Origin of the sequence: Legionella quinlivanii, from assembly GCF_003265995.1 — a bacterium.
Lineage (GTDB): Bacteria > Pseudomonadota > Gammaproteobacteria > Legionellales > Legionellaceae > Legionella_C > Legionella_C quinlivanii_A.
Window position 1 is genome coordinate 128,266 of sequence record NZ_MVJN01000008.1, and the last position, 24,691, is coordinate 152,956.

Sequence of the window (24,691 nt, forward strand, 5' to 3'; positions counted from 1 at the left end):
TAATGTGGCCAGATGCAGGATGCGTTTGACCCAATTGATTGAGTTATTGAACTTATGAATGTTTACAATATACAGCCTGAAAAGCGGCCATACCTGGGCTTCGGTTTAGGCTTGCGAACGCAACATTATGAAGACATATTGAATTATTTACCTGACATAGACTGGTTTGAAATCATCAGCGAGAATTATCTCATTCCAGGTGGAAAGCCTTTGTATTATCTTGACAAAATTCGCGAACATTATCCTATGGTTATGCATGGAGTCTCTCTGTCATTAGGCAGCAGCGATCCCATTCAGTGGGATTATCTTAAACAAGTGAAGGAGCTGGCTTCCCGCATTGAACCAGTCTGGATATCCGACCATCTTTGCTGGACAGGCGTGAATGGTTTGAATATGCACGATTTGCTGCCTGTACCCTATACGAAAGAAATAATTTTACATATCGTGTCACGACTGACACAGATTCAGGATTACCTGAAGAAACCATTTCTAATAGAAAATGTCTCCAGTTATCTTGGTTATAAGCAATCAGAGATGACAGAATGGGAGTTTATCACCAGTATCCTGAGACAATCCGGTTGTTATATGTTGCTCGATGTGAATAATGTCTATGTGAGTGCGGTGAATCATGGTTTTGACCCCATGGATTATTTGAACGCACTGCCGCCGGAGAAAATCATGCAAATTCATTTAGCCGGGCATTCAAACTGCGGCAATTATCAGATAGATACCCACGATGCATCCGTAATTGACCCGGTCTGGGAACTATACGAAAAAGCCGTGCAACGATTTGGCTCGGTATCAACCATGATTGAGCGTGATAACCATATCCCACCATTAGCAGATTTATTGACCGAGCTTGGGAAGGCCAGAGAGATTGCCAGCCTTGCTATGCAGGAGCTTTGCTCATGACTAACTGGGAACAATTACAACGTGATTTCCAGAATTATTTACATTTTGGGGATTTGGACATTGAAGAGGCGATTGTGAATGCCCCGCTTGCATCCGCGAAGACCCGTCTGCAGATATATCGTGATGCCTATCAGGCACGCCTGGAAGAGGCAATGGCCAGCAACTTCCCTCATCTTAAGACTTGTTTAGGGAATGAGGTCTTCCATCAAATGTCCCTGGATTATCTGGCCTCTTACCCATCTACCTATCGTTCGATTCGCTGGTATGGGGATAAACTGGCGTCTTTTTTAGCGAGTTATTATCGAGAACCGTTTATCGCCGAACTTGCGCAATTCGAATGGAATATGACGCTTGCCTTCGATGCTGCAGAGAGCCCTGTATTTCAGTTAGATCAGATGGCAGCGATTCCAGCCGAATTATGGGAAAGCATGATACTGAAAGCCCATCCTTCACTAAACCGCATGAATTTTTCATGGAATGTGGTTGACCTCTGGGAAGCATTGGCTAATGGTCAGAAGCTCCCGACAATGAACAAGAGCCTTAAGCCCTCGCCCTGGGTATTGTGGCGCCATGAATATATGAATCGCTTTTATTTACTGGCAGATGATGAAGCCTGGGCTCTTGACAATACATTACAGGGATTATCGTTCGGGGAACTCTGTGAAGGTTTATGCCAATGGCATGAGGAAGATGCAGTTGGCATGCGAGCTGCTTCTCTTTTAAAAAGCTGGATTCAGTCAGGATTTATTACCGATATTTCATTTCAATAATAAGGATATTTACAATGATTAAAAAAGACAAGCTTGTTCAATCAGCAATTACAGCTTTTTTAGTGCTGTCTTCCAGCCATTGCGCCATTGCAGCCTCAGATAACACAGACTCAGGGTCTAATGAAAAATGCTATGGCATTGTAAAAGCAGGTATGAATGATTGCTCTACAGCAACCTCCTCTTGTGCAGGATCTGCCACCAAGGATAGTCAACCCGACGCATTCGTATTTATGCCCAAAGGTCTCTGTGACAAATTGGTGGGCGGGAGCCTTAAATCAGAAACAAAACCAGCTAGTTAGATGCAGGCGTTTTTGTCAAAATAAGAATAATCAAGGGAGTTAATGATGATAATAACGGTTCTCTTTCGCCAGTTACTGGTGATGATGATAGCATTGCTAGCCTGCTTTCCCCTTCATGCGGCAGAAAAATGGACACTCGATAATCAGCATAGCTATGTTTTATGGCGAATTAAACATTTAGGTTTTTCTACCCAGACAGGCAAATGGTATGTGAACGGATCTGTGATTCTGGATAAAGAGAATCCTCAGAACAGTAAAGTTGAAGCCACAATTGATGTCGCCAAATTTATTACTGGAATACCGGAATTAGATAAGCATCTGCAGGGCCAATTATTTTTTGATGTGAAACGTTACCCCACAGCCACTTTTGTTAGCGACAAGGTGGAAATGACGGGTAAGAATAGCGCTAATGTGCATGGAATACTCACAGTGCGCGGGGTGAGCAAGCCAATAACGCTGGCTGTTACGCTTAATAAGGTTGGAAAAAACCCTATTAATGATCGAATGACTGCCGGTTTTGTCGCGACCACTGAATTGAAACGCTCAGATTTTGGTATCAAAACCTTATTACCTGATCTGGGTGATGATGTCAGCATTGAAATTGGTGCAGAAGCCTATCAGCCTGATAGTTCGGGGGATAACAATGCTACTCAAAAACAGTAACAATCATTTTGGACTGGTTGCTATTTTGTTGCATTGGATTATGGCGATTTTAATCATAGGCTTGCTGATCATGGGTATTTATATGGTAGAGCTGCCTATCAGCCTGCAAAAACTGAAACTCTATGGTTGGCATAAAGAATACGGCTTATTGGCGCTCGCTTTGGTGATAGTCAGATTGTGCTGGCGGATAATCAATATTAGTCCTGAACTATCATTACCGCGATATGAAATTATTGCAGCGCGGCTTGTGCACTGGGCTTTTTATGGCTTCATGTTCGCTATGCCCATTACCGGCTGGCTTATTACTTCCGCAGCCGGCTTGCCTGCTTCATTTTTTGGCTTATTTACTTTACCGAATCTCATTGCGCCTGATGAAGAACAGCGGCAGTTCTATGAGCTTGTTCATGAGTGGCTGGGGTATGGATTGATTGTGACGATCCTTCTTCATGCCAGTGCTGCTTTAAAGCATCATTTTATCAATCGGGACAATATCTTAAGGAGGATGATTTCATGATTATTGAAAAAAGGAAGTGGCCATGGCTTTGTTTGGCTATGATACCTCTGTCAGTAAAGGCAGCCCCGCCTTCCTGGGAGATTGTTCCGGCTGAAAGTCAGTTGATCTTTACCGCTACTCAGAATGGAGCGCCAGTTTCAGGGGAATTCAAGCATTTTTCCGGCACAATCCTGGTTGACCCTGCTGACTTAAAAAATAGCAGCATTGACATTATTGTCGATATTAGCTCCATCAGTGCTTCCTATGCTGAATTAAAAGCGACATTGATTACTCCGGATTGGTTTAATGCCAAGCTTTTCCCAAAGGCTGAGTTTAAATCCACCCAAATTGAGAAAACAGGTGAAAACGCTTATCAGGCAAAAGGAATGTTGACCATTCGCGATAAAACACAGCCGGTTGTCTTATCGTTTACAGGAGAGCAGCCTAATCCTGACAAGGGGGTTGTTAATGGAAGCACTGGAATTAAACGAATCGCTTTTGGAGTAGGACAGGGCGAGTGGTCAAGCACCGATGAAGTAAAGGACGAAGTAACTATTAATTTCAAAGTGACTGCAATTAAAAAATAGAATGACAGGAGTTTATTATGCGACTTTTCAAAACCCGATTGCTGGGTGTTTTGCTATCTTTTTTTGTAGTGCAATCTGCCGCCTTTTCTGAAGCCGCTGATTTTGGCGTGGCAGTGCAAGGCTATGATGTAGTAGGGTATTTTACGGATAAAAAGCCTGTCAAAGGTAATGGCGATCATGTGGTCTTCTATGATGGATTGAACTACTTGTTTGCCAGTGATGAGCATAAGAAAATGTTTAGTAAAAATCCTGAAAAATACCTGCCTCAATATGGCGGTTGGTGTGCTTTTGGTACTTCGGTGGGCAAAAAAATACCCAGCGATCCCCTGGCTTGGGCCATCGTTGACGGAAAGCTTTATTTGAATCTTAATACAAGGGTACAGGGGATCTGGAGTAAAAATACTAAAGATTATATAAATAAAGCGGATAATAATTGGCTAAAGATTAAAGACAAAGATCCTTCATCGCTTTAAGTTTTCAAGGGGAGATGTGTGCACTCCCCTTCAATTAATGCTAAACGCCAGGATTATCGCCTTTCGCAATGAACTTAAAATAATCAATTAAATCGTCCAGATCGTCATCTTTTAAACCCACATAACTAGAACCACTCATGCGGGAATTCGGGAGCTTTCGCACAGAATCCGGATTTCGTATAAATTGTTTCAGTTGATTTATGTCAGGATAATACTCAAAGATGGTCTTAGGATATATGAGATCTGGGCCTATTGTCGCTTTCCCAATATGTTTTAACGTATGGCAGGATGAGCAATGACTAACGTAAATATTGTATCCATTTAAAACTCTTGTTTTTATTTTTTGCGGTATGCGAGCAGGAGCAGAAATAACAATCGATTCATTAATACGCTGATGCTCAATGATTTGGACCACACTCCATGCCCAGTACTCATCTGAAATATAAGAAAGTTCGGGATCTGTCCAAATGACCGCATAGGGGCCCGCTGTGGTATTCGTATGATTAAACAAAAGAGGCCATTTTTTACCGGGTTCAATAGCCAGATAAGCAATAGAAGCATTCTTTTGACAATTTAAGATTAGACGAGCTGGAATTAAAACAGAAAATTGATCGTTTGCGACAAACTCTAAAATGTTGTCAGGATTAATTTGATATTTATCTAATAAATCACATAGCCTAATTGTTTGATACTTCATCTTTTTATTAGGATAGGCGCGGCTATAGTCCATCTCCAGCGTTTCCAGCTTTAAAGTTTGCAGCGCTGCTTTATTCAAAACAGCGCTTTGCTTTTGCCCTTTAATTTCTAATGGGAATGAAAAACAAACTTTGACAGGAAAGACCTGTAAAGCCATAAAAATCAAAATCATGAGGCTTGAAAACTTAATCATTAAAATCCTTTTTAATACAATGATGAGTAACTCAATACAACCCAATGATTCCTAGGCAGTCAGCTTGCAGTTATAGGGCTGAAAGCTCCTTGAAAGCAAAAACTAGGAAACTCTGTCAATAAGACTTTTAATTTCATCATAATTAAAAAAATTTTCTAAATTTAGGCTGGATTTATTTTTAAGAATGTCGCCAAATATCAGAAAATGTTTTTCGTAATACAATGAATCCAAATAATCAATCAGATTTTTCTTAAAAAAATCGCCAGACTTCTTACTTTTTTTAAATTGATTTAAATCAACAATTTTCTCTTTCTTCTCTAACTTCTGTTCGCTAATATTGATTTCCTTATTCAATTTATGCCTGTAAAGTGCCTCTATTTTCCCAACGGATATTGCATCTACTTTCAAAAATTGAGAAAGCGTTGTCAGGAAGCATAAGTCTTTATACTCATGAGTTTGCTTATAAATGTACTCTTGAGACCAGTGAGTGTGCAAAGCGACTGAAGCAGTATCTAAAAGAACTCCAACAGACCATTCTGGCTGACTGCGTTTAGTTTTATTCTCATTCCGCGAGACAAATTCCAAACCTTTAGCAAAAGCAATTATTAAGTCATGAACCAGCACTTCATCCTTAGCCTGGAATAAATAATCAGAATACCGCTCCCTGGCATACACAGTCCAGGTATCGAATAGTAGTCTTGCTGTTCCTTTTATTTTGAATATCAAGTGGGATTCAATAACAGCCTTAAAATGAACAGAATTTTTATCTATTATTAAATCCTCTTATATTCTAGCAATTTACTTTCAATCTATTATACCCAAAAATTTTATTAAAAATACGTACTATTGGTATCTCATTTCAATGAGATTATTTGAATCATCGTCGGCATCTCCTCCGAAAGAATCCGCTTCATCCAACACAGAGGATAAATCGTCATTTGCCGATTGATTTTTTGAGTTTTCACGAAATAAACGAAAGTATTCCTTATAAGTCTCTGTTTTTTTGAGCTTACACGCTTCATACGCTTTACTCTCTGCCTCTGGCGAAACTCTGGTCGCCTGCCCCTTTTGCACAGATTTTTCAAATTTTCGATGTACATCAATCAATAAAGCATGCATTTGATTAATGGAAAGTTCATCGTTTTCAGCCTTCTCTGCCTCATTTAACAAACGCGACATTCCTGGATTGGTTTCGATTGTCCGTGTTGGAGATTTTTTTGTTAATACTAAGTTAGTAGCTACTTTAAGGGGCATTAAAAGACTTGTTACCCCCAGCATCAGTCCAAGCCCTATTTCAGCGGTACCATCTACCATTCTGCCGAAAGAACTTACCAAACTGCTTTTAACCTGCTGCCAGTGCATTTTAAATTCTGACATTTTTGAAAGATTAACCGCAACAGTGAAAAGAAATCCCCCTAAACTCAGTGGAACATAAATTACTGAAGCCAAAGGAGACAATATTAATTTTGCAGCCCCTACCAGAATATGTCTCAATGCATTAAATGGCTGCAGCAGATCCCTGTATAGGTACTGATTGGATTTATAGGCACCAAAAAAGTTTTTAAAGTGACTCTTAATATCATTCCCATACTCTGAAAGGGGGACCGGTGTGCTTGTTAATATGGGATAGAAATAATTGCGTCGATGGAGATAAGGTGAGGTAAATGACTCCTTATCGGCACCATCTCGTTGACTAACATGATATAAATCAGCAAAGCGCTCAGCTTGTGCAGTATTGAGGATAAAGTCTCGCCCCAACAGCCTATTAAAAAATGAGGTGACGTATTCCGTAGAACGCGCAATATATTTACTATAAAAAGCAACCTCATTTATTTTACGCGGCGCTAAATCTTCATCAAACCAGGCCTGATATTCATCAAGCTTTTTTCTGCGTTCTGAAGCGGACTCGGTGTTCAATGCAGTCAGGGATTTTGACATGTTTTCGAGACCAGCATCTACACCTTTAAAATAGGATAATCCTAAGGCAGCGTCACCAGACAGCATAACGCAAACTTCACGGCCATCCTCGAGTTGATCGAATTTCACTACTTTTTGGGCGCGTGTCGCTGGCGCTTCGTTAACACTGAGGCGCACATCCGACATATCAATGCTTTCGCCGGTATTATGTTTGGTATAATGAGCGAGCCTGAAACCAAGATAACCTTTCACTTTTTTCATGACTCCAGGAGGAACCTGCTCTAATTTTGTTTCTCCATCATGAAATGGTCTGATGGGATCTTTTGAAAGAGCATAGGGTTTTAATGCATCGAAATCTTCTTTAGGGATCATAATTTGCATGGTGATCGGCGTTTTTCCATCAACTGTCTTACCGATAATTTCTTCTCCTGCCAATCCATAAGCTTGCAAATAAGCAGGCCATGTAGGCAAATCGACTTTGTCAGGTGTTTGGCCGGATACTTCAAAACGGACCTGCAACACATAATCAAATTCATGTTTTTGCTGGTTTTCTTTACCAAACATCTTGTCTGAAATTACACTGTGGGTACCATCGCAACCGAGAAGAACTTCAAGATTCGGATACTCATTATAAATATCCGTTTCCTCTGTAACTTCTGTATAATCAATCTCAGCCCCGGCCTTTTTGGCAATTTCTCTTAAAGCTTCTTCAAGCTCCCGAATTCTTATTGCAGAACTCTTCTTCATCCTACGATATAAATTCATGAGTTCAGGGATGTTCTCACCGCCAATTGCTTTTATGTATTCTTCAAGTTTTTTATGATTAAAGCGAACGACATGATTGCGGCTATAGGTTTCTCTTTTTTCGAGAATAAGCACTTTTTTTCCTGGATTTTTATGCAGCAATCCGATGGCATTCAATAATCCTGAGGGGCCTGCCCCAACAATAAGTGTATTTACTTCATTTTTATCCATCGGGTAACTCCAAAAACTACTTGCAACAGGCTTTTAAACTAAATTAAATCATTGAAGATTATTATAGAGCAGTAAGATTAGTGTTTTATTAAGGAGTAGATGCTTCCCTGGCGCTCGAAAAGACATTTTTTTGCGCTTTCTCATTATGCAATAACACCGAGTGGATGCTTCATAGAAGCACTTATTTAATTGACATCATCTGGCAAATAATGAACACTTTGTTAAAATTAGTATAAATATACAAGGAATCTAGAAATGCCGGGTTCAGATTCATCCAATAATAAACGACACCACAGCTCTATAGAACCGAACGTACAAAAACGACAAAAAAGGGATGAAGAGTCTGTTTCAACGAAGCAATACACCATTGAGCAGCTATTTAATATTATTGCAGAACTGGCAAGAAAAGTATCTTCAAGAGAAAGCCGGTCTGCTCCAGATCTCTTGGCAAATATTGAAAAAATCCTGGGAACAACTCCAGATCTTCTTAGGCTTCACTTTGAAAAAACTGCGGTTTCTGCCAATTTGTCACAGTTTATTTCCAATTTACGTGAGCTTGTCAGCCGCGGTTATCCAATAAGAGCCTTCCCTACCGCCATTATTGTCAAAATACTGGAAGCGATGCTCCGTGATGAGGCCTCGGCCTATTCATTTTCCACTATATTGTCTTGCCTGGGCTCGACATTACACAAAGTTCTTGACCAGAATATTCCTGCTGATTTGATTGAACAGGTTATACTCAAAGCAGTCAGACTAGATGCCGACTATCTAGCGTTAAAAGGCTGTATTATGGGAATATCGCAGCTCAACGAACATAAAAAAATAAACGGCCAGTTGCAAGCGAAGAGCTTGCAAAAAATCTTCCCATTAGTGGAGAATCGCTCGGATAATACTATTGTCACCTCAGCCCTTTGTGAATTACTTAAGAATCTCAAAAAAAATGAAGCCCTTTCTGGAAAGATAAGCGCGCCCCTGATTACTCATTGTCTGAAACATTTTACTCTTAGCCGAAGCAATAGATACAACGCAGACACTAAAGATAATTTCGGAAAAAAAAGTCGAAGTTTTATTTTCTTTAACATAAAAGCATTAGGTGATTATGAATGCTTAACTGATAGTTTGAAAATGTCAGACCTTATTCATACATTGAAGGAATTTCTGATTTATACACAATATGACAGATACATTGGAAATTATGTTTATTATCTGGGTATGTTATCGTTTCAAGGCTATATCCAGGGGCGTGCTACAGCTGCTGATTTAATGAAATGCCTTAAAACAATCTCCGGCAATGACGACAGCCTGGGATTGGCCATTTTTGGCTTGGGATTATTATCCGATAATGGCAAAATTCAGGGGCGAATTAGTCTTAATGAAATTTACCCCTATTTCCTGAAGCAAAAAACCCTGCAAAGGATTTCTCAAGGCATGGTCGCTCTGGGGTTAATGTCCAGAGATAATATGCTTTCAGGCTGTTTACCCCTGGACCCATTAATCGCATTCATCACCCCTTTTCTCGAAAAAAATACAATTCCTGATGAAAACCCTGCTCATTCTTATGTGTCCATTTTGGTGAATCTGCAAGAGATATTAAAAAAAGGCAGCTTTGAGGGAAAGATTCCACTTAATTTTCTTAAAAAAATACTTAATGGGCTCTTAAAGGATTATACCCCCAAACAATTGGGAGTCGCACTCAGTATGCTGAATGAACTTCTCACCCAGGGAAGCATCAGTCAATGGGAGGGTGCCTGGTTAAACGCGCTTTTAATTAAAAAGAAGATAAGCCAGCATATTAATTATGAGGTTGATCGCGGCGAAGCTATTTCTATTTTTTCTGAATTAGCACAGATTTCTCAAACCTGCCATGATTTCAGTAAAGAGCTATTGCTTCCATTGGCCGAGGGGATCCTTACGGATAACCTGGAGATAGAAGATGCTTTGGAGTTTCTTGATTCTGTAAAATTACTGGCTCACAAGGATAGAAACTATCTCTTCTGCTTCCTGAAGGCTCTTGATTGCATACCTCCTTATCCAGGTTTAGACGAGGAGCATCAGGATCTTGTAGAAGCACTGGCTGACAATTTAAAAAACCTGCCTTATTTACTGAACATAATGAAAAAGCAGTTAAAAATCCCTTCGAGTCAAACGGTTCGTTCCAAAGCTCCAGGCGTGCCATTTTCCAGACAAGAGACAAGATCCTCCGTAGAAATAAGGCCAGCTAATACAGCAATAGAAGCGAGTGAGCTTGAAAGAAGCGAAATCCACTGGGAGACACCGAGCAATGATTTTCATTCGGAAGTTGATAATGAAACGACGGGAGGGGAAGGAGATACCCTCCTGCCGAAGACAGGAAGAAAATTGAATTCAACTTCTAAAAAAACAGCGGAGAAAATCAATATCCCTGATAGACCAGGTATTGATCTTTACACCGCTATCTCTAATAACAAAAAAGCGGAATTATGCGCCTTACTTGGAATTCAGGATAAGGTATATGTACGAAAATTCAGAAGAGTACGCCTGACACAAGGGGAAAGCAATGACAGCTCAAGACATGAACCTATCCCCTTTACTAATTCCGAAGATCTTGTATTTGCGTTTTTTTCCCTTGAAGAAGAGGTTCTGAACCCTCTCATAAACCGCATTAACAATGCGGATTATTTATTAGCCTTATTTGATGCCTGCTCTATCAAAAAACGCTTTGAGCTGGTAAAAAGCACCGCCTGCATTCCCTTGATTATTCAAAATTTCAACTCACTCAATGAATTGGCTCGATTTGTAAAAATAGTTACCTTTGAGTTTCAATACTACAGGGATCATAAGGCTGTTTTAAGCCTTAATGACGAGTTAGCAGCGCGACGCGATAAAAATCTGGATGAGGCTTATCAATTATTAGTTTTACAAAAAATATTTTTAAAACGAGCCCTTAAAAATCATTTCAAACATACCCGTGTTCGTCCTCTGATAGAAGCCGCATTGGCCAAAGTCCAGATTGAGCTGGATAAATTGCCCAGACCGGCTCCAGAAACGGCACCAGTGGTCACTCAGGTTTCTTTTTTTCAAAAACGCCCACGCACTTTAAGACGAATTGACTCCCCACCCCCACAAGAGCCAGTTCGGGAAAAACCTGCAAGACCAGAAGGAGCAACAGGGTTTGCAAGAGTCAGAATCAATTGCAACTATTTCTATGAGACAGAAGATATACAAGCTATTCTGGCTGCGCGCATAAAACAGTTATTGATTCGGCAACCTTCTTTACCCAGAGTTTCTGTCCTTGCCTGCGCACAATTAAATATGTCAGGCAATAACATCGCGAATGTTTTGCTTGATTATTTGGAACATGAGCCACTGGGAGATTCAGAAACCCTGCTCATTCCCATTCAAGACCATCAGCATTGGGTGGGCTTACGTATTGATATACAGAATAAAGCCATTGTTAAAGTCAGTTATTTCGACAGTAATCGCGGTGAGAATTATGACTACCGCGAGGATGCGAGATACGAAGAGATATGCAGGCAACTGCGAGAAAATAATTTCCTAGGAAAGGAAGACGAATTAACTATTCCACCGAACTGCATGCAACAACCCGATGGCTCAAGCTGTGGTGCCTGGCTTATTGAGAATTTCTATTGTGACTTGAAAGGGAGATGGTACATGCCAGAACCGCGAGCTGATGAAATCAGAAAATTGCATCTTAGAACCCTGTATTCAGAACGGCCGGATTATTACGCAGGTTTTGCACCAAGGCAGGCATCTGGACAAAGTTCAATGCCGAGCGAAAGTGAGCAGCGAAGTGCGCATGGTTTAAATTCAAGGCCCTAGGCCTGTAAGCAGCAGGCTCAGTTTACGCTCCCAGGTTTTTCTTGTCTTTCTCCTCGTTGTCTTTTATAGTTCTAAAAAGCTTATTCCCGCCTTTAATTTTAACACACTGACAAAATATAGAGGCATCAGTCTTGCTCGCAAGATGCCAATTGGATGTATTTTATATGGAATTTTTATGGAAATCATAAATACAAAGAAGACTCGACATACATTAACTCAATCCATTTATGATTCTATCGCTGGAGGTGCCGGCGATGACTCTACCAGGAACAGGAACCATCCAAAATCATTGCGCGTTTTCTTCGCAACAGAGATGTGGGAACGCTACGGCTTCTACGTGATACAAACATTGCTGGCACTTTATCTTGCAAAACACTTTAATTGGAATGATAAAGATATTTATGCTCTTGTAGGTTCCTTCACAGCCCTGACTTATGTTTCCCCAGTTTTAGGCGGCTGGGTTGCCGATAAACTACTCGGCCAGAAAAGAACGATCATTACTGGAGGGATTATTTTATTCTGTTGCTATTTACTGCTGGGATTTATCGACTCCAATTTTGCTTTACTCTGTTCTCTGGCAGGAATCTCTGTTGGCACAGGGTTATTTAAGCCTAATATCTCCTCATTGCTCGGCAATGAGTATCCAGATGATTCTAATCAGAGAGAAAATGGGTTTACCATTTTTTATATGGGCATCACCTTAGGAATCATTTTTGGCTGTACTTTTCCAAACCAATTGACCTTCTATTTTGGATGGCCTGTGTCATTTATTAGCGCAGCTATTGGCATGCTATTGGGATTACTAGTCTTTGTTTTGGGCATTATTAAATATCAGATAAAAGATTATGCCGTCTACGAATATTCATTTAAAAGTATTCTATTAGCAGCTCTGATAGTGGTGATTTTATGGTTGGCGTCCTTTTTTATTCTGACCTATACCACCTTAGCCAATTTTGCATTTACAGGTATAGTACTGCTCTCGGCAGGTTATTTTGCATACACCATAAAAGTGCAATCCTCTTATGATGCACGAAAAACAATAGTCATCAGCTTGTTATGTATTATTTCTATTATTTTTTGGGCTTTTTACTTTCAAATGTTTTTGTCATTCACTTTGTTTATTGCACGAGTGGTAAAACAAGACTTATTCGGATTACACTTTCCCCCGCCTTACTATGTGAGCATTCAAAGTTTTGGCGCGATTGTGTTTGGTTTGTATTTATCTCGACGAAAATATAATACCGTCACCCAACATGCAGGAATTCAATCAGCCAATAAATTTTTGCTATCCATGTGTTTTATGACCGCAGCCTTTTTATCGTTAACCTTTATCTGCAGAACCAGTGAAAACGACCAGCTGTTATCACCCCTGCTGTTTATTCCTATTTATCTGATGATCTCACTAGCTGAATTATTGTTATATCCGATCGGACTTTCTATCGTTACAGTGCTCGCACCCCGTAAAAAAGTAAGCACCATGACAGGTATTTTTTTCGTCTCCCTGGGAGTCGGTGGTTTTCTGGCAGGAAAGTTAGCCGAATTAGCGGCGGTTCCACATCAGGAATTGTCTTTGCCGGTATTAAAAGCCTATTATGCATCTGGCTTTAGTACTATCACCTGCTTATTGATAGCCGCTCTTTTTATAAGCTTTATTTTGAATCGACTTATAAAACGCTTGCTATCCAATGCGCCTGGAGAATACAAAAATACTGGAGATCATTTCGCTCAAAATCAGATTGAATCGTGTTGATGCAGGAGAGCATTATGGCTGAATAATCTGCATATGGTTACAGACATAGGAACTCATGACAAAATATGTGGCAAGAGGGCCCGCTTAATCTTCGGGCCGAGGAACTCAGATAATCAACCCCATTAAAAAATCATCGAAATAATGCTCCCCAATCCTCAAGGCTTTAACTACTGTTCCCTCACAAACAAAACCGAATTTTTTATATAACTGAATTGCCTGATGATTATCTGTACGAACCTGGAGCTGGAGTTTGGCTAATTGCTTCTGTTTTGCCCATTCAATTGCCTGTGCAAGCATTTGTGAGCCCACTTTCTGCCCCCAATAATTACGAAGCACAGTTAAACCAATATAACCAATGTGCTTCAATCTGGATTGAGCAGAGGTTTCCAGGAAAAGTTGCGATATGATCTGATCATTCACCTTTCCTACTAACATTAAATTCCTTTCCTCGCCGATACATTCATCAATAATTTTGCTTTCATCTTCTACAGAAAGTGGAAACTCATTCAGACCAAAGGTAAGGAAATCCGTTTCCCCTCCAACAGCGTTTAAAAATTCAATAATGGCCTGGGCGTCCTCAGGCATTGCTTTCTTAATTTCACAATGGTGACTAATTGTCATTAATCGGACTCACAAATTAGAATTTCCACCATTCTGCCATCATCCATTGTGATTGTTAAACCATTACTAAATACAGATTGATTTGCCAATGCGTCTGGCTCAACCTTACTGATTTCCAATTTATTTTTTCATACAGTCATTTATATTTAAGAAAACCTGGCATAATCAGCACCGTAGCCTGATTGGCGCCTTGCGACAACCAGGTCTCTTGAAAGGTATGAAATAGTTAGAGAACAAGAGTAGCAAGTGTCTGTCGAGCTACAAATAGTCCAACAAATCTTTTTCGCCAAATATCCATCGAAGAAATTATTTACGCAATCGAAGGGGTTTTTTGCTAAATAGCTTTTAACAACATTAGATGTGTGTTTTTTATGTCAGGCAAATACGCAAGGTAATCATAAATATCAGCCGGTTGGAAGCTGGTTAAGTATATCTTATAATTGGCATAAAGAATAAAAGTCATCCTTAAAGAAGAGCCAGTGACATTTTGTCACCAAAGTATGTTCTTTATCGTTTTACCTCTAATTTTATTCGAATTGAAACTTATTACTCAAAACTTTGTTGTGTAATGGTCAAGTAAATTCGGACACTTATTTAAACAATTTACTTAACAAAACTCATCCCTGCTGACGCACCGCCTCTGCGGTTTGTCGACTACTCAATCCCGCGCAATCCAGCGCTCCTGATTGAGCAGTTTGATAAAATTCCTGTTCAAACGCCAATGGTGTTTTATAACCTAAAGTTGAATGAAGCCGTCTACCATTATAAAAGGCAAGATAGTCAATAATAGCAAGCTTGGCGCAGGCTTTGGTAGTGAAGCGCTGATAATTCAAGCATTCATGTTTGATGCTACGAAAAAACCGTTCTGTAGGCGAGTTATCCCAACAATTGCCTTTACGACTCATACTTTGCTTCATCCTCATTAATTTCAATAGCTCCCGGTATTCATAGCTGGCGTACTGGCTACCCCGGTCTGAGTGATGCAGTAATCCCGGAGATGGTTTTTTCCGCCCAAACGCCATCCGCAGAGCTAGAGCACAAAGCTGTGCGCATATGATCATCGACTGCCCAACCAATGATCTGGCGTGAATACAGGTCCATGACGACTGCAATATACACCCAGCCCTCCAAAGTCCATACATAGCTAATATCCGTGGTCCAAGCCTGATTCGGAGCAGCCATCTTAAATTGGCGATTCAAGAGGTTAGGAGACAGTTCAAATCCATGCCGACTATCAGTTGTAAGTTTGAAACGCTTTGGATAACATACAGTTAACTGTAGCTTCTCCATAATCCGACGGACTTTATAACGTCCCACTGGAAATCCCTGAGCCGTTAATTCCTTGGCCAGCCGCCTGGAACCATATGTATTTTTACTGTCCTCAAATAATGCTTTCAATCTAGCCTCAAGCATTGCGTCTTGTGGTTTGGGATGGTGGCCCTTAGAAGACCAGCGATAATAAGCACTTCGGCTAACCTGCATCATTTTGCATAACAGTTTAATCGAGTAGGCTTTCTCTTGCTCTTTGATAAATTCATATTTTATTTCTGTTCCTGAGCAAAGAAAGCGGCGGCCTTTTTTAAGATTTCTCTCTCCATCCTAAGCTTGTTATTTTCTTTTCTGAGGCGTAACAACTCTTCGCGCTCGTTTAAGTTCAGCTGAGAGCCTGAGGGACTAGCCCCTTTCTTTTCAGCCCCTTTTTCCATACTAACCCATTTCCTTAGAGCACTAATTGAAACTCCTAAACTTGTAGCTGCTTCTGGAATGCTATAGCCTTTTGATAACACCAATTGAACAGCGTCTTGCTTAAATTCCAAACTGAAATATGGTCTCTTTCTTTGATTCATTGCTTTCACTCCTATTGGTTATATTTTAACCTATAAAAGTGTCCGGGCATATTAGACCACTACAGTAAAGCGCTATCTCAGGAGAGTGTGACCAATCCAGAAAAGGTGTCCATAAACCATAATGTTGCCCAATAGCCCATAATTGTATTTTGTTATCAATGCCACACTTCATCATTTGTGTAAAATTAGATAACTGAATATCCACTACTTCTTGCCTTAAAAGCGAATCAACATTCATTCTTGACAGTGAAGATTCTAAGCGCCACTCTGAATTTTTATATTCTCGGAAAATAAAATCCATTGTGTTTTTTTTGAAATATGCATTAATAAAATGGAAATAATCTTCCCAAGAACCTAAACGTAAAGCATTTATTAAGTTTCCGAAAGAATCCTTCAGAATTACCATTTGCTCCTCTGTTTTCGTTGGATCCCATATCGGCACCTCTTCTATTCCTATGAATATCTTGCGCTCAGACATTTTTAACCTCACAGAAAATATCTTGAAATCACAACTTCATAACATCAATTTCAAAACCTTGGCTTACCATTTCTTTGGCTAACATAGGTCCCGCCTCTTTTTGAAGATTATCCTTAAATGCAATATAGATTAAACCTTGAATATCCGATGGTCTTTCCATCGTTTCTGGATCTTTCAACAAAATAGCTACTTTGTGTCGACCTAATTTTGTTAATAAAATACCTAACTCTAAAACAACATTTTGCCGCGTACGAAATGTTTTTTCATCTACTCTCCCCTTTTGATGCCCTTCATCATCAGGAGTTGCTAAAACCACTCCAAACCCAATTCCCTCCGTATACTCTTCCAGCTTTTCAATGATTGTTTGCCCTTTTGAGGGCAATTGATCAAGAATCAGTGGCTCTAGCCCCCAGCGTCTTAACATAGCATCTAACTGATCTCTTGCATGTTCATCATGCCCGTAGACAACAAAAACTTTGTTGCAAACATGCTTTTCTTGTTTGTTTAGAAGCGAATTATCTTGTAACAGAATTGAATGCATTTTTTTTTCAAGGTCTTCTTTACCCGGAGAGGTACCTTGGAAAGTTAGTGTACCCTTGGTACTCCACCAGTTAAGAACTGCACCATTATTAGCCTTAAATTGCTTTACACCATTAGAACTGTCCTTCCACTCGCCATCACAACCCGCCAGCTCTACAGTTTTCTTTAATGATTCAAAGTCATCCTTGTATTTCATCTAAGTTATCCAATTAATTTTCTAACCTATTAAAATTTTAGTTTGCGCTCTTATATATTCCAGTCCTACGTTATGAATAGCTGAGCCCTCCTTCTTGAATATTTTTGTCCAACTATCTGACTACAGTTTGACAAAATCAAAAGAGTAATATGGTCGTTCCTCTTTAAAAACATTTCAATCATCTTGATACTACTATCCCTCAGAGTTAAAAAATGACCCGTTATTGGGACTTGCTATGATGTTTATGGCTTGCTTAATAAAATGCTATTATGCAGTATCTGAAATATTATTCGATGCAAAATGTCTAAGCAGACAATGAAGAAAAAAGTATTTATTCAGGATAAAGAATTTGACTCACTTGAGAGTGCTGCTAAAGCTTTTGGTAAATCACGAAATACAGTAGATTATCGTCTTTCAAAAGGTTGGACTCCTGAGCAAGCTGTAGGACTTGATCCTCCTCCAGATTTTGCATCTAAAACTGCGGGTATTTCTGTTCAAGTGGAAGGGCGAGAATTTAAAACTCTAAAAGATGCAGCAAAATACTATAATCGAGCTTATACACACGTCATTGAAATGGTAAATAAAGGACGTTCAATTGAACAATCTCTTGGTTTGGTTAAAAGAATTGACACCTTACAGTCAGAAAATCCAAAACTATCACAACAATGGCACCCACATAAAAATTTACCTTTAACCCCTCAAGATGTTTCATCTGGTTCAGGAAGAAAAGTTTGGTGGTTATGTCCAAATAACCATGAATGGGAAGCTGTCATAAATAGCCGGAATCGTGGATGCGGCTGTCCTTACTGTGCTAGCCAAAAACCAACAAGGGATAGAAATTTTGCTACTGAATACCCTGAGTTATTGAAAGAGTTTGACTTAATTAAAAACAAAAATCTTAAACCGGAAAACCTTACTCCAAGAGCGAAGCAAAAAGTATGGTGGGAATGCCTAAAGGGGCATTCTTGGCAAGCTACAATTACAAACCGAACAAGAAATCAATATAACAATTCCTGTCCTTACTGTACCAATCGAAAGCTATGTGATGACAACAGCCTTGCTCAACTTCGCTCTGATATTGCTCAAGATTGGCATCCTACCAAGAACCAGCCATTAACTCCTCATGATGTTATTGCTGGCGGGGGAATAAAAGTCTGGTGGACTTGCAAGCATGGCCATGATTGGCAGGCAACAGTTGGAACAAGAGTAAATAATGGTGCGGGTTGCTCGAAGTGCGCACTGCAAACATCAAGAATTGAAATTGCTGTTTACACAGAAATAAAAGCATTATTTCCTAATGTTTCTTGGCGTGAAAAAATTGGAAAATACGAATGTGACATATTTCTCCCTGATAAAAAGCTTGGGATAGAAATTGACGGTGTTTACTGGCATAAGCCAAGATCAAATATTGATTCCATCAAGCAAAAATTGTTTGAAGAAACAGGTATTCTATTATTTCGCTTAAGAGAAGAGGGATTGTCGTTATTAAGTGCTCGAGACATTTCTTTTAAATGGTCAGGCAATACTTTTCCAATAATTTCTAGCCTCATTAACCAAGTCATTAAGTTTGCTGACTTCTCCGATTCAGAGCGCGAAAAGCTACAGGATTATATTGATAATGGCTTACTTATTAATAACAAGTTATATAGAGAAATAGTTTCCCAGCTTCCAGCTCCACCATATGAGCTTTCATTAGCGGCTAAAAAACCAGAGATTGCTAAAGAATGGGCTTATGATTTGAATGCTCCATTATCTCCTGAACATTTTCGCCCTGCGGCAAATAAAAATGTCTGGTGGAGATGTGAGCAAGGTCATACTTGGGAAACTTCACTAAATAATCGCTCATGCCAAAACACTGGTTGCCCTCATTGTCCTCGTGTTATTCCTAACAAGGCGACCAGTAAGTGGAATTTTGCAAAAATAAATCCCCAACTTGTTAACGAATGGCATTATGAAAAAAATGGTGGAGCTATTCCCGAAGAAATAACTCCAAACATGAATATAAAAGTTTGGTGGAAATGTAGAGAGGGACATGAATGGCAAGCAGCACCTCACAGTAGAACAGGTGGTACGGGTTGTCCATTTTGTTATGGCCGGTATGCTTCAGAGACAAATAACTTAGCTGTTTTTTACCCTGAACTGTTGGCCGAGTGGGATAGCGAATTGAATAAAGGATTAAATCCATCTGACTTCACTCCGCATGTAGGCAAGAAAGTATGGTGGAGATGCAAAGAAAACCACACTTGGCAGGCTACGATTTATAATCGAACGAAAAATAAGTCGAGATGCCCCATCTGTGCGCAAAGAAATTCTCGAAAATATTCAATAGACTATTTCCACGAATTCGCTAGCAGACATGGTGGTATATGCTTAACAACAGAGTATTTGAACGGTAAATCCAAAATTAAAATGGTGTGTAAAAATGGTCATAAATGGGAGTCTCGTGCCGATAATATATTATATAAGGAAAAGTGGTGTAGCAGCTGCAGCAAGGATTAACAACTTTTTTTCTTTTTTTCTTCAAAACTTACATTCTCCTTTTCTTGTTGCGGGATAGTAATACCAAGAGCCGATAAAGTAGTTACCAGGCATCGGATAAATATAAAGTTTTCTACAGCCATACCTACCAGTAATGTGATTTTTTCTATAACGTCCTTTTAGCCAACCTCCACCAATCTTAGCTTTTTCAATTTCCTCCCTAACTGCAAAAACTCCAGTTTGGTCCTTAAAATTGATTTGATTTGTTCCAACAGTCTCCGGGTGTATTGGAGAGGCCAGAACTATGCCATCAAAATTAATTGCAAAAATACGACTGGACTTTTTCCGAAACTCTAAAATTGCATTTTCTTTACCATGATGTGCAACATGGTTTTCTGCTTTCTTAACACTCTCAATTACTTTGTTTTTATTCAAATTTATAGGATTTGCTACAGCCGAAACATGAACAGGAAGTAAAACAAAAGTCAAAAATGAACAAATGCACAAGATTAGATTGACACTCATAAATGATTACCCATATTCCATATACAATTGCAACGAACATCTAATTTATTACAATATTAATGTGCTTAAACCTTCAAAATACCAAATCTGAGGCAAATAGACATTTGTTTTTACTTCTTCTTGGTTGATGGATTAATCCGATATTTCAACTGAACAAAACCACCGCTGATACATTGTGTTTCAGAATGTTCCAGCTCAAGGTCTTGCATCAAAGGTCCAAATAATGAACGACCAGAACCAAGCAATACCGGTGCGATGGTTATTGTTAATTCATGGATTAAATGCGCAGCTATAAAATTTTGGACCGTTATACCACCATCAATATAAAGATGCTTAAACCCTTCATCAGTTAACCGCCTCACGAGCTCAGTGGGCGTTTCAGAAGAGGTTGAAACATGTTTTAGTTGAGCTGGAATTTCTATAGGGTTGCTACTCATAACTACAACCGGAAGCTCCCCATAAGGCCAAGGGTCAAATGACAATACTTTCTCAAAAGAATTCCTACCCATAATTAGTCCATCGACCGTGGATATGAATTCTTTATAACCACCATCCTCACCTGAGGGCACCAGCCCATTTGCTTTCATTAACCAGTCAATAGAACCATCATCTCTTGCAATAAAGCCATCAAGGCTTGTAGCAATAAAAATAGAGCATTTAGCAAGCATCATTGGTTATATCCTTTGTATACAGACTTATTTATGGAGTTCAAGCAGCGAAACAGCATTTCCTTCAGAATTGATGATAATTGCCATTCTACAGACTGGTAATGAGAAAATATCCAGCTTGAATTTTACGCCATTCTTTTTTAATTATTGCGTGTTCTTTTAAAATTGATTGCAAACCAGATAATAAGTCATTAAATAAATGGTGAACTACCTTAAACTCTGTATGTCGTTTATTCATTTGCTACCTCATTATTCACTAAATCTTGAGACTCTTTTTTTCGTTCATCAGGTAAAAACCCACCTACCTGCGCACCCCACAGAGTTTTGTACAACCCATCGCGATTCAATAGTTCTGCATGTGTACCGTCTTCAATGATATGGCCTTTGTCGAATACTAAAATTCGGTCCATATGCAACAACGTCGATAAACGATGCGCAACAACCAGTGTTGTTTTTCCTTGCATCAACTCCCAAAGACTGTCCTGAATGTTGGACTCTGTAATGGAATCCAGTTGAGATGTGGCTTCGTCCAACATTAAAATGGGCGCATTTTTTAAAATCGCTCGAGCAATGGCAATACGCTGACGTTGACCACCTGAAAGCTTCACGCCACGTTCACCGACCAAGGTTTCATATCCTTCTGGCAAAAGACTGATGAATTCATGCGCATGGGCTTTCCTGGAAGCTAAAATGACTTCCTCATCCGAAGCGTTTGTCCTGCCATAACGAATATTATCCATGAGGCTTCGATGAAAAAGAGTTGGGTCTTGTGGAATCATGGCAATGGCTTGTCTTAAACTCTCTTGAGTCACTTCGGATAGATTTTGACCATCGATTAGAATTTGCCCTTCCACTACTTCATAAAGTCGCAAAATCAAATTAACAAAAGTGGACTTGCCACTTCCTGAATAGCCCACCAACCCCACTTTTTGACCTGCTTCAATGGTTACCGACTTATTCTGAAACAGGGAGTACCCCCCTTGATAATGAAATTTTACCCTGGAAAATTCAATTCGTCCTTGTGTAACCACTAATTGAGATGCATTGTTTTTATCCTGTATCTCATGGGGGATGACCAATGCATTTAAACTTTGCCTTGCTTTGCCTAAGGCTTGGTTAAATTGGTCCACTTGGTACATGGTGTACCACATCATATGCCCCAATTCCATGGAAAGCCCAAGAATCAAAGCAAAATCACCAATGCTCACTAGTCCCTTGCCATACAAATGGATTAATGCAATCGATGCCAAACCCATCATTACCGCAATCATTCCACCTTGTGCGCAGCATAACAAAACAATAAACAACTCTTTTCTTTGAAAAGCTCGTTGTACCAAGCTAAAAAACGTGTTCATACGTTCCACTTCATAGATTTTTCGCGAAAAGATACGAATATTGGATTGATTCGCTAGACTATCGACTAATTGCCCAGAAAGCTGCGATTCAGAATTTGCATAGTCATCGGACAACTGCACCAATCGTGCCGACATCCAAATACTAAATGAAGCAAAGACAATGAACCAAAGAAATAAAATATAAAAGAACAGGACATTAACGAAATAGGCTGTAATAAATGAAACCACTAATAATGAAGCACCACGAAGAAAGTCGACAGACACGCGATGCAAAATAATCTCAAGATTATCAGCAAGAATCGTAATTTGTGTGGCAATTCGTCCAGATAGGTTATCCTGAAAAAATTGCGTACTACTTCCCAACACATACTCAAACATTTGGCTAATGATTTGGTTTTTAATCACCGCTTCATATTTATAATTCAAGTACCCGATTGTTCGCCAGGTGATATTGTCAAAAACAATGAAGTTCACCACCAGTAACCCAGCAATCCAATACAAAGAGGAAAAGTCCATACTTGTTTTGGCCGCCAAGGTATTAATAAAGGATTTAATCAATAAACTATTAAACGGCCCCCAAAATCCAGCCATTAAAGCAAGCAGGATAAATAAAAAGACCATGCGTCGATACGGTTTTAAAAAATGCCATATAAAAGGGCCTATGTGATTAGGCAAACGATTAGTCATAATGAACACCCTCTGATTGTTCCCCATTGAAATAATGTATCTTCCGTCGATGAACGTGATACCTGGTCTCAATGTGAATGGATTCTAAAAAATCATGGTCGTGAGAAATAACCAACATTGCGCCAGGAAACTCACATAATACTTGAATGATATGAGCACGTGTTTCCAGGTCTACATTGTTGGTTACCTCATCTAAAATAAGCAGCTTGGGCGGATTGGCAGCAATTAAAGCTAAAGAAAGCCTTGCCTTTTCACCACCAGAAAGATATTTGACCTTTATTTCAACTTCTTCATTTTTACGAAATAAAAAGTCATTCAAATGGGCACGAAGTTCAGCATAAGAAGCATGGGGCGCCTGACTTTTCATCAAATCCAAAACTGTTTCATCACAATCCAGATGTTGATAATGCTGATCGAGATACCCAACTGTATTGCGCTGAGGAAGAGTCCACTCACCCGTTCTCTTAATGTGACTATCCACCAAGAGCGCTTTGACAAAAGTGGACTTCCCTGATGCGTTGTCCCCGTACAATGCCACCCGTTCGCAGCCATTCAAGTGAAAATGAATCTCTTCAAGAATCACATCTCCAGACTCGTAGGCAATAGAAGCATCTTGAATCCTGATTAAAGGTTTACGGTGGTCAAGACCGTTTAATTTAAATTTGGGTTTAATCGTTTCCGGAAGGTTTAGAGAAGAAAGCTCTTCAAGCAAGTGTTGTTTTTTATGATTAATCTGACTTAATCGTTTATTTCCTGTGGTCATTGCATTGGCGAGCTTTGTATGAGACTGAATCGTTGGCCATTTACGCTGCACTATCTTTTTTTCACCTTGAACACTAGAACGTTTATTACGTTCTTGTTCTCTCATTAGAGCAAGATGTGATTCTTTTTTCTGATGTGCAATCCGTGTTAATTCCTGTTCAATTGTTGCCTTCTTATCTTCAAGCAGTTGCTGATAATCACAATAAGCTCCTCTAAATACAGTCACTTGACCTAAATCAATATGCCATAGGGTATCTGCGACTGTATTGATGAGTTCTTTATCATGAGAAGCGATAACCAACGTCCCAGTATAATGCAGAAGCTTACGCACTAAAGAACGACGATTACGTCTATCCAGATGATTCGTTGGCTCATCTAATACCAAAACATTAGGATTCTCAGTCAATATTTTAGTCAACATTTGGTTTAATCGTTGACCACCACTTAAGTCAGGATATTCTTCAATCACTTGGGGTAAATAACCAATACGGACATCCTGAGGCATTTTAATTTCGCCATCAGAGGCCGAACAAAGACCACCAAGCATCTTAAGTAAGGTTGATTTTCCTGAGCCATTTCGGCCAATCAGTGCAATACGCTCACCAGAGCGAATTTCGCCACTGAAGTCTTGAAAACAGGTGTTATGCGGATAGATAAGACCTAGGTCTTTAAATTGAATCGGTTTATGGTGCATGGATTACTCTTAAGGTGTCTTTTAGGACAATAAAAAATAGAAACCAAAAATGGTTTTCTCTATTTGCCCTATAGATGGGCGTACTTAAGATGTAATTTTCATGGCGTCACAAACCTGCTTTTTGTATGGTTTTAAAAAAACTTGGAATTTTAATGCAAGATAGTTACTGACGTCAATATAATTTTTGTCTACCTAGAGGAGGTAGAAGCTTATTGCAAACATTATCACCGGCGCCACGGTAACATTTCTGGGCCGTTTTTTTGCCAAACAGGTGATGCATTAGGCCCTATAAT

General features: G+C 39.5%; 23 protein-coding genes and 1 pseudogene. 10 read left to right on the forward strand and 14 right to left on the reverse strand.

Annotated features, from left to right (window positions below):
* Nucleotides 1–54 precede the first annotated feature (54 nt).
* The 7 genes from bufB (at nt 55) to B1207_RS11530 (ending at nt 4,197) form a co-directional block, all read left to right on the forward strand.
* Complete coding sequence (gene bufB, locus B1207_RS11500; protein WP_112220106.1) at nt 55–912, forward strand: MNIO family bufferin maturase; 858 nt, start codon at nt 55–57, stop codon at nt 910–912.
* Entirely contained in the window at nt 909–1,682 is a 774-nt protein-coding gene (locus B1207_RS11505) for an HvfC/BufC N-terminal domain-containing protein (RefSeq protein WP_112220107.1), read from the forward strand. Before bufB ends, B1207_RS11505 begins: the two co-directional genes overlap by 4 nt.
* 14 nt (nt 1,683–1,696) lie before the next feature.
* Entirely contained in the window at nt 1,697–1,981 is a 285-nt protein-coding gene (locus tag B1207_RS11510) for a BufA1 family periplasmic bufferin-type metallophore (protein ID WP_112220108.1), read from the forward strand.
* An 81-nt stretch (nt 1,982–2,062) separates the two neighbouring features.
* Nucleotides 2,063–2,644 carry a YceI family protein gene (locus B1207_RS11515; protein ID WP_253255859.1) on the forward strand — a complete coding sequence of 194 codons (582 nt, stop codon included), beginning with the start codon at nt 2,063–2,065 and terminating at the stop codon, nt 2,642–2,644.
* A complete protein-coding gene (locus tag B1207_RS11520; protein WP_112220110.1) occupies nt 2,625–3,158 on the forward strand; it encodes a cytochrome b in 534 nt (177 codons plus the stop codon). Before B1207_RS11515 ends, B1207_RS11520 begins: the two co-directional genes overlap by 20 nt.
* Nucleotides 3,155–3,724, forward strand: a complete 570-nt coding sequence (locus B1207_RS11525; RefSeq protein WP_112220111.1) for a YceI family protein — start codon at nt 3,155–3,157, stop codon at nt 3,722–3,724. The genes B1207_RS11520 and B1207_RS11525 overlap by 4 nt, the downstream gene beginning before the upstream one ends.
* A 17-nt stretch (nt 3,725–3,741) precedes the next feature.
* Complete coding sequence (locus tag B1207_RS11530; RefSeq protein ID WP_112220112.1) at nt 3,742–4,197, forward strand: YHS domain-containing (seleno)protein; 456 nt, start codon at nt 3,742–3,744, stop codon at nt 4,195–4,197.
* 40 nt (nt 4,198–4,237) lie between these two features.
* Here the strand turns inward: B1207_RS11530 and B1207_RS11535 are convergent, their stop codons facing one another.
* The 3 genes from B1207_RS11535 to B1207_RS11545 all read right to left on the reverse strand — a co-directional run bounded on the left by B1207_RS11535 (nt 4,238) and on the right by B1207_RS11545 (nt 7,978).
* Nucleotides 4,238–5,086, reverse strand: coding sequence for a c-type cytochrome (locus tag B1207_RS11535; protein WP_112220113.1), 849 nt, complete (start codon nt 5,084–5,086; stop codon nt 4,238–4,240).
* Nucleotides 5,087–5,188: 102 nt separating this feature from the next.
* A complete protein-coding gene (locus tag B1207_RS11540) occupies nt 5,189–5,710 on the reverse strand; it encodes a hypothetical protein (RefSeq protein ID WP_146740067.1) in 522 nt (173 codons plus the stop codon).
* Nucleotides 5,711–5,929: 219 nt separating this feature from the next.
* Nucleotides 5,930–7,978 (reverse strand): hypothetical protein, encoded by a 2,049-nt coding sequence (locus B1207_RS11545; RefSeq protein ID WP_112220115.1) that lies wholly within the window; start codon nt 7,976–7,978, stop codon nt 5,930–5,932.
* A gap of 255 nt (nt 7,979–8,233) precedes the next feature.
* Here B1207_RS11545 and B1207_RS11550 point away from each other — a divergent pair, with 255 nt between their 5' ends.
* Nucleotides 8,234–11,797, forward strand: coding sequence for a Ulp1 family isopeptidase (locus B1207_RS11550; protein ID WP_112220116.1), 3,564 nt, complete (start codon nt 8,234–8,236; stop codon nt 11,795–11,797).
* A gap of 175 nt (nt 11,798–11,972) precedes the next feature.
* On the forward strand, nt 11,973–13,547 hold the full coding sequence (locus tag B1207_RS11555) for a peptide MFS transporter (protein WP_112220117.1): 1,575 nt from the start codon (nt 11,973–11,975) through the stop codon (nt 13,545–13,547).
* A gap of 105 nt (nt 13,548–13,652) precedes the next feature.
* Here B1207_RS11555 and B1207_RS11560 read toward each other — a convergent pair whose 3' ends face one another.
* The 6 genes and pseudogenes from B1207_RS11560 to B1207_RS11585 form a co-directional block, all read right to left on the reverse strand.
* Nucleotides 13,653–14,168 carry a GNAT family N-acetyltransferase gene (locus B1207_RS11560; protein WP_112220118.1) on the reverse strand — a complete coding sequence of 172 codons (516 nt, stop codon included), beginning with the start codon at nt 14,166–14,168 and terminating at the stop codon, nt 13,653–13,655.
* 617 nt (nt 14,169–14,785) lie between these two features.
* Nucleotides 14,786–15,091: a transposase gene (locus B1207_RS11565; protein ID WP_367379939.1), complete on the reverse strand. Its 306-nt coding sequence runs from the start codon at nt 15,089–15,091 to the stop codon at nt 14,786–14,788.
* A 21-nt stretch (nt 15,092–15,112) separates the two neighbouring features.
* Nucleotides 15,113–15,713 (reverse strand): annotated as a pseudogene (locus B1207_RS11570) (IS3 family transposase); the annotation flags it as partial.
* Nucleotides 15,710–16,015, reverse strand: coding sequence for a transposase (locus B1207_RS11575; protein ID WP_112220121.1), 306 nt, complete (start codon nt 16,013–16,015; stop codon nt 15,710–15,712). The gene B1207_RS11575 and the pseudogene B1207_RS11570, both read right to left, overlap by 4 nt.
* Before the next feature lie 25 nt (nt 16,016–16,040).
* Nucleotides 16,041–16,493, reverse strand: coding sequence for an FRG domain-containing protein (locus tag B1207_RS11580; protein WP_112220122.1), 453 nt, complete (start codon nt 16,491–16,493; stop codon nt 16,041–16,043).
* A 28-nt stretch (nt 16,494–16,521) separates the two neighbouring features.
* Nucleotides 16,522–17,229 (reverse strand): TIR domain-containing protein, encoded by a 708-nt coding sequence (locus tag B1207_RS11585; RefSeq protein ID WP_112220123.1) that lies wholly within the window; start codon nt 17,227–17,229, stop codon nt 16,522–16,524.
* A 300-nt stretch (nt 17,230–17,529) separates the two neighbouring features.
* Between B1207_RS11585 and B1207_RS11590 the strand changes: the two genes are divergently transcribed.
* A complete protein-coding gene (locus B1207_RS11590; RefSeq protein WP_112220124.1) occupies nt 17,530–19,728 on the forward strand; it encodes a zinc-ribbon domain-containing protein in 2,199 nt (732 codons plus the stop codon).
* 21 nt (nt 19,729–19,749) lie between these two features.
* On the opposite strand, the gene B1207_RS11595 is transcribed toward B1207_RS11590, so the two are convergent.
* The 5 genes from B1207_RS11595 to B1207_RS11615 form a co-directional block, all read right to left on the reverse strand.
* Nucleotides 19,750–20,232, reverse strand: a complete 483-nt coding sequence (locus B1207_RS11595; RefSeq protein WP_112220125.1) for a cache domain-containing protein — start codon at nt 20,230–20,232, stop codon at nt 19,750–19,752.
* A 110-nt stretch (nt 20,233–20,342) separates the two neighbouring features.
* On the reverse strand, nt 20,343–20,900 hold the full coding sequence (locus B1207_RS11600; protein ID WP_112220191.1) for a dihydrofolate reductase family protein: 558 nt from the start codon (nt 20,898–20,900) through the stop codon (nt 20,343–20,345).
* An 88-nt stretch (nt 20,901–20,988) separates the two neighbouring features.
* Nucleotides 20,989–21,138, reverse strand: a complete 150-nt coding sequence (locus B1207_RS16105; protein WP_253255851.1) for a hypothetical protein — start codon at nt 21,136–21,138, stop codon at nt 20,989–20,991.
* Complete coding sequence (locus B1207_RS11610) at nt 21,131–22,942, reverse strand: ABC transporter ATP-binding protein (protein ID WP_112220126.1); 1,812 nt, start codon at nt 22,940–22,942, stop codon at nt 21,131–21,133. The genes B1207_RS16105 and B1207_RS11610 overlap by 8 nt, the downstream gene beginning before the upstream one ends.
* On the reverse strand, nt 22,935–24,398 hold the full coding sequence (locus tag B1207_RS11615) for an ATP-binding cassette domain-containing protein (protein ID WP_112220127.1): 1,464 nt from the start codon (nt 24,396–24,398) through the stop codon (nt 22,935–22,937). Before B1207_RS11615 ends, B1207_RS11610 begins: the two co-directional genes overlap by 8 nt.
* Nucleotides 24,399–24,691 lie beyond the last annotated feature (293 nt).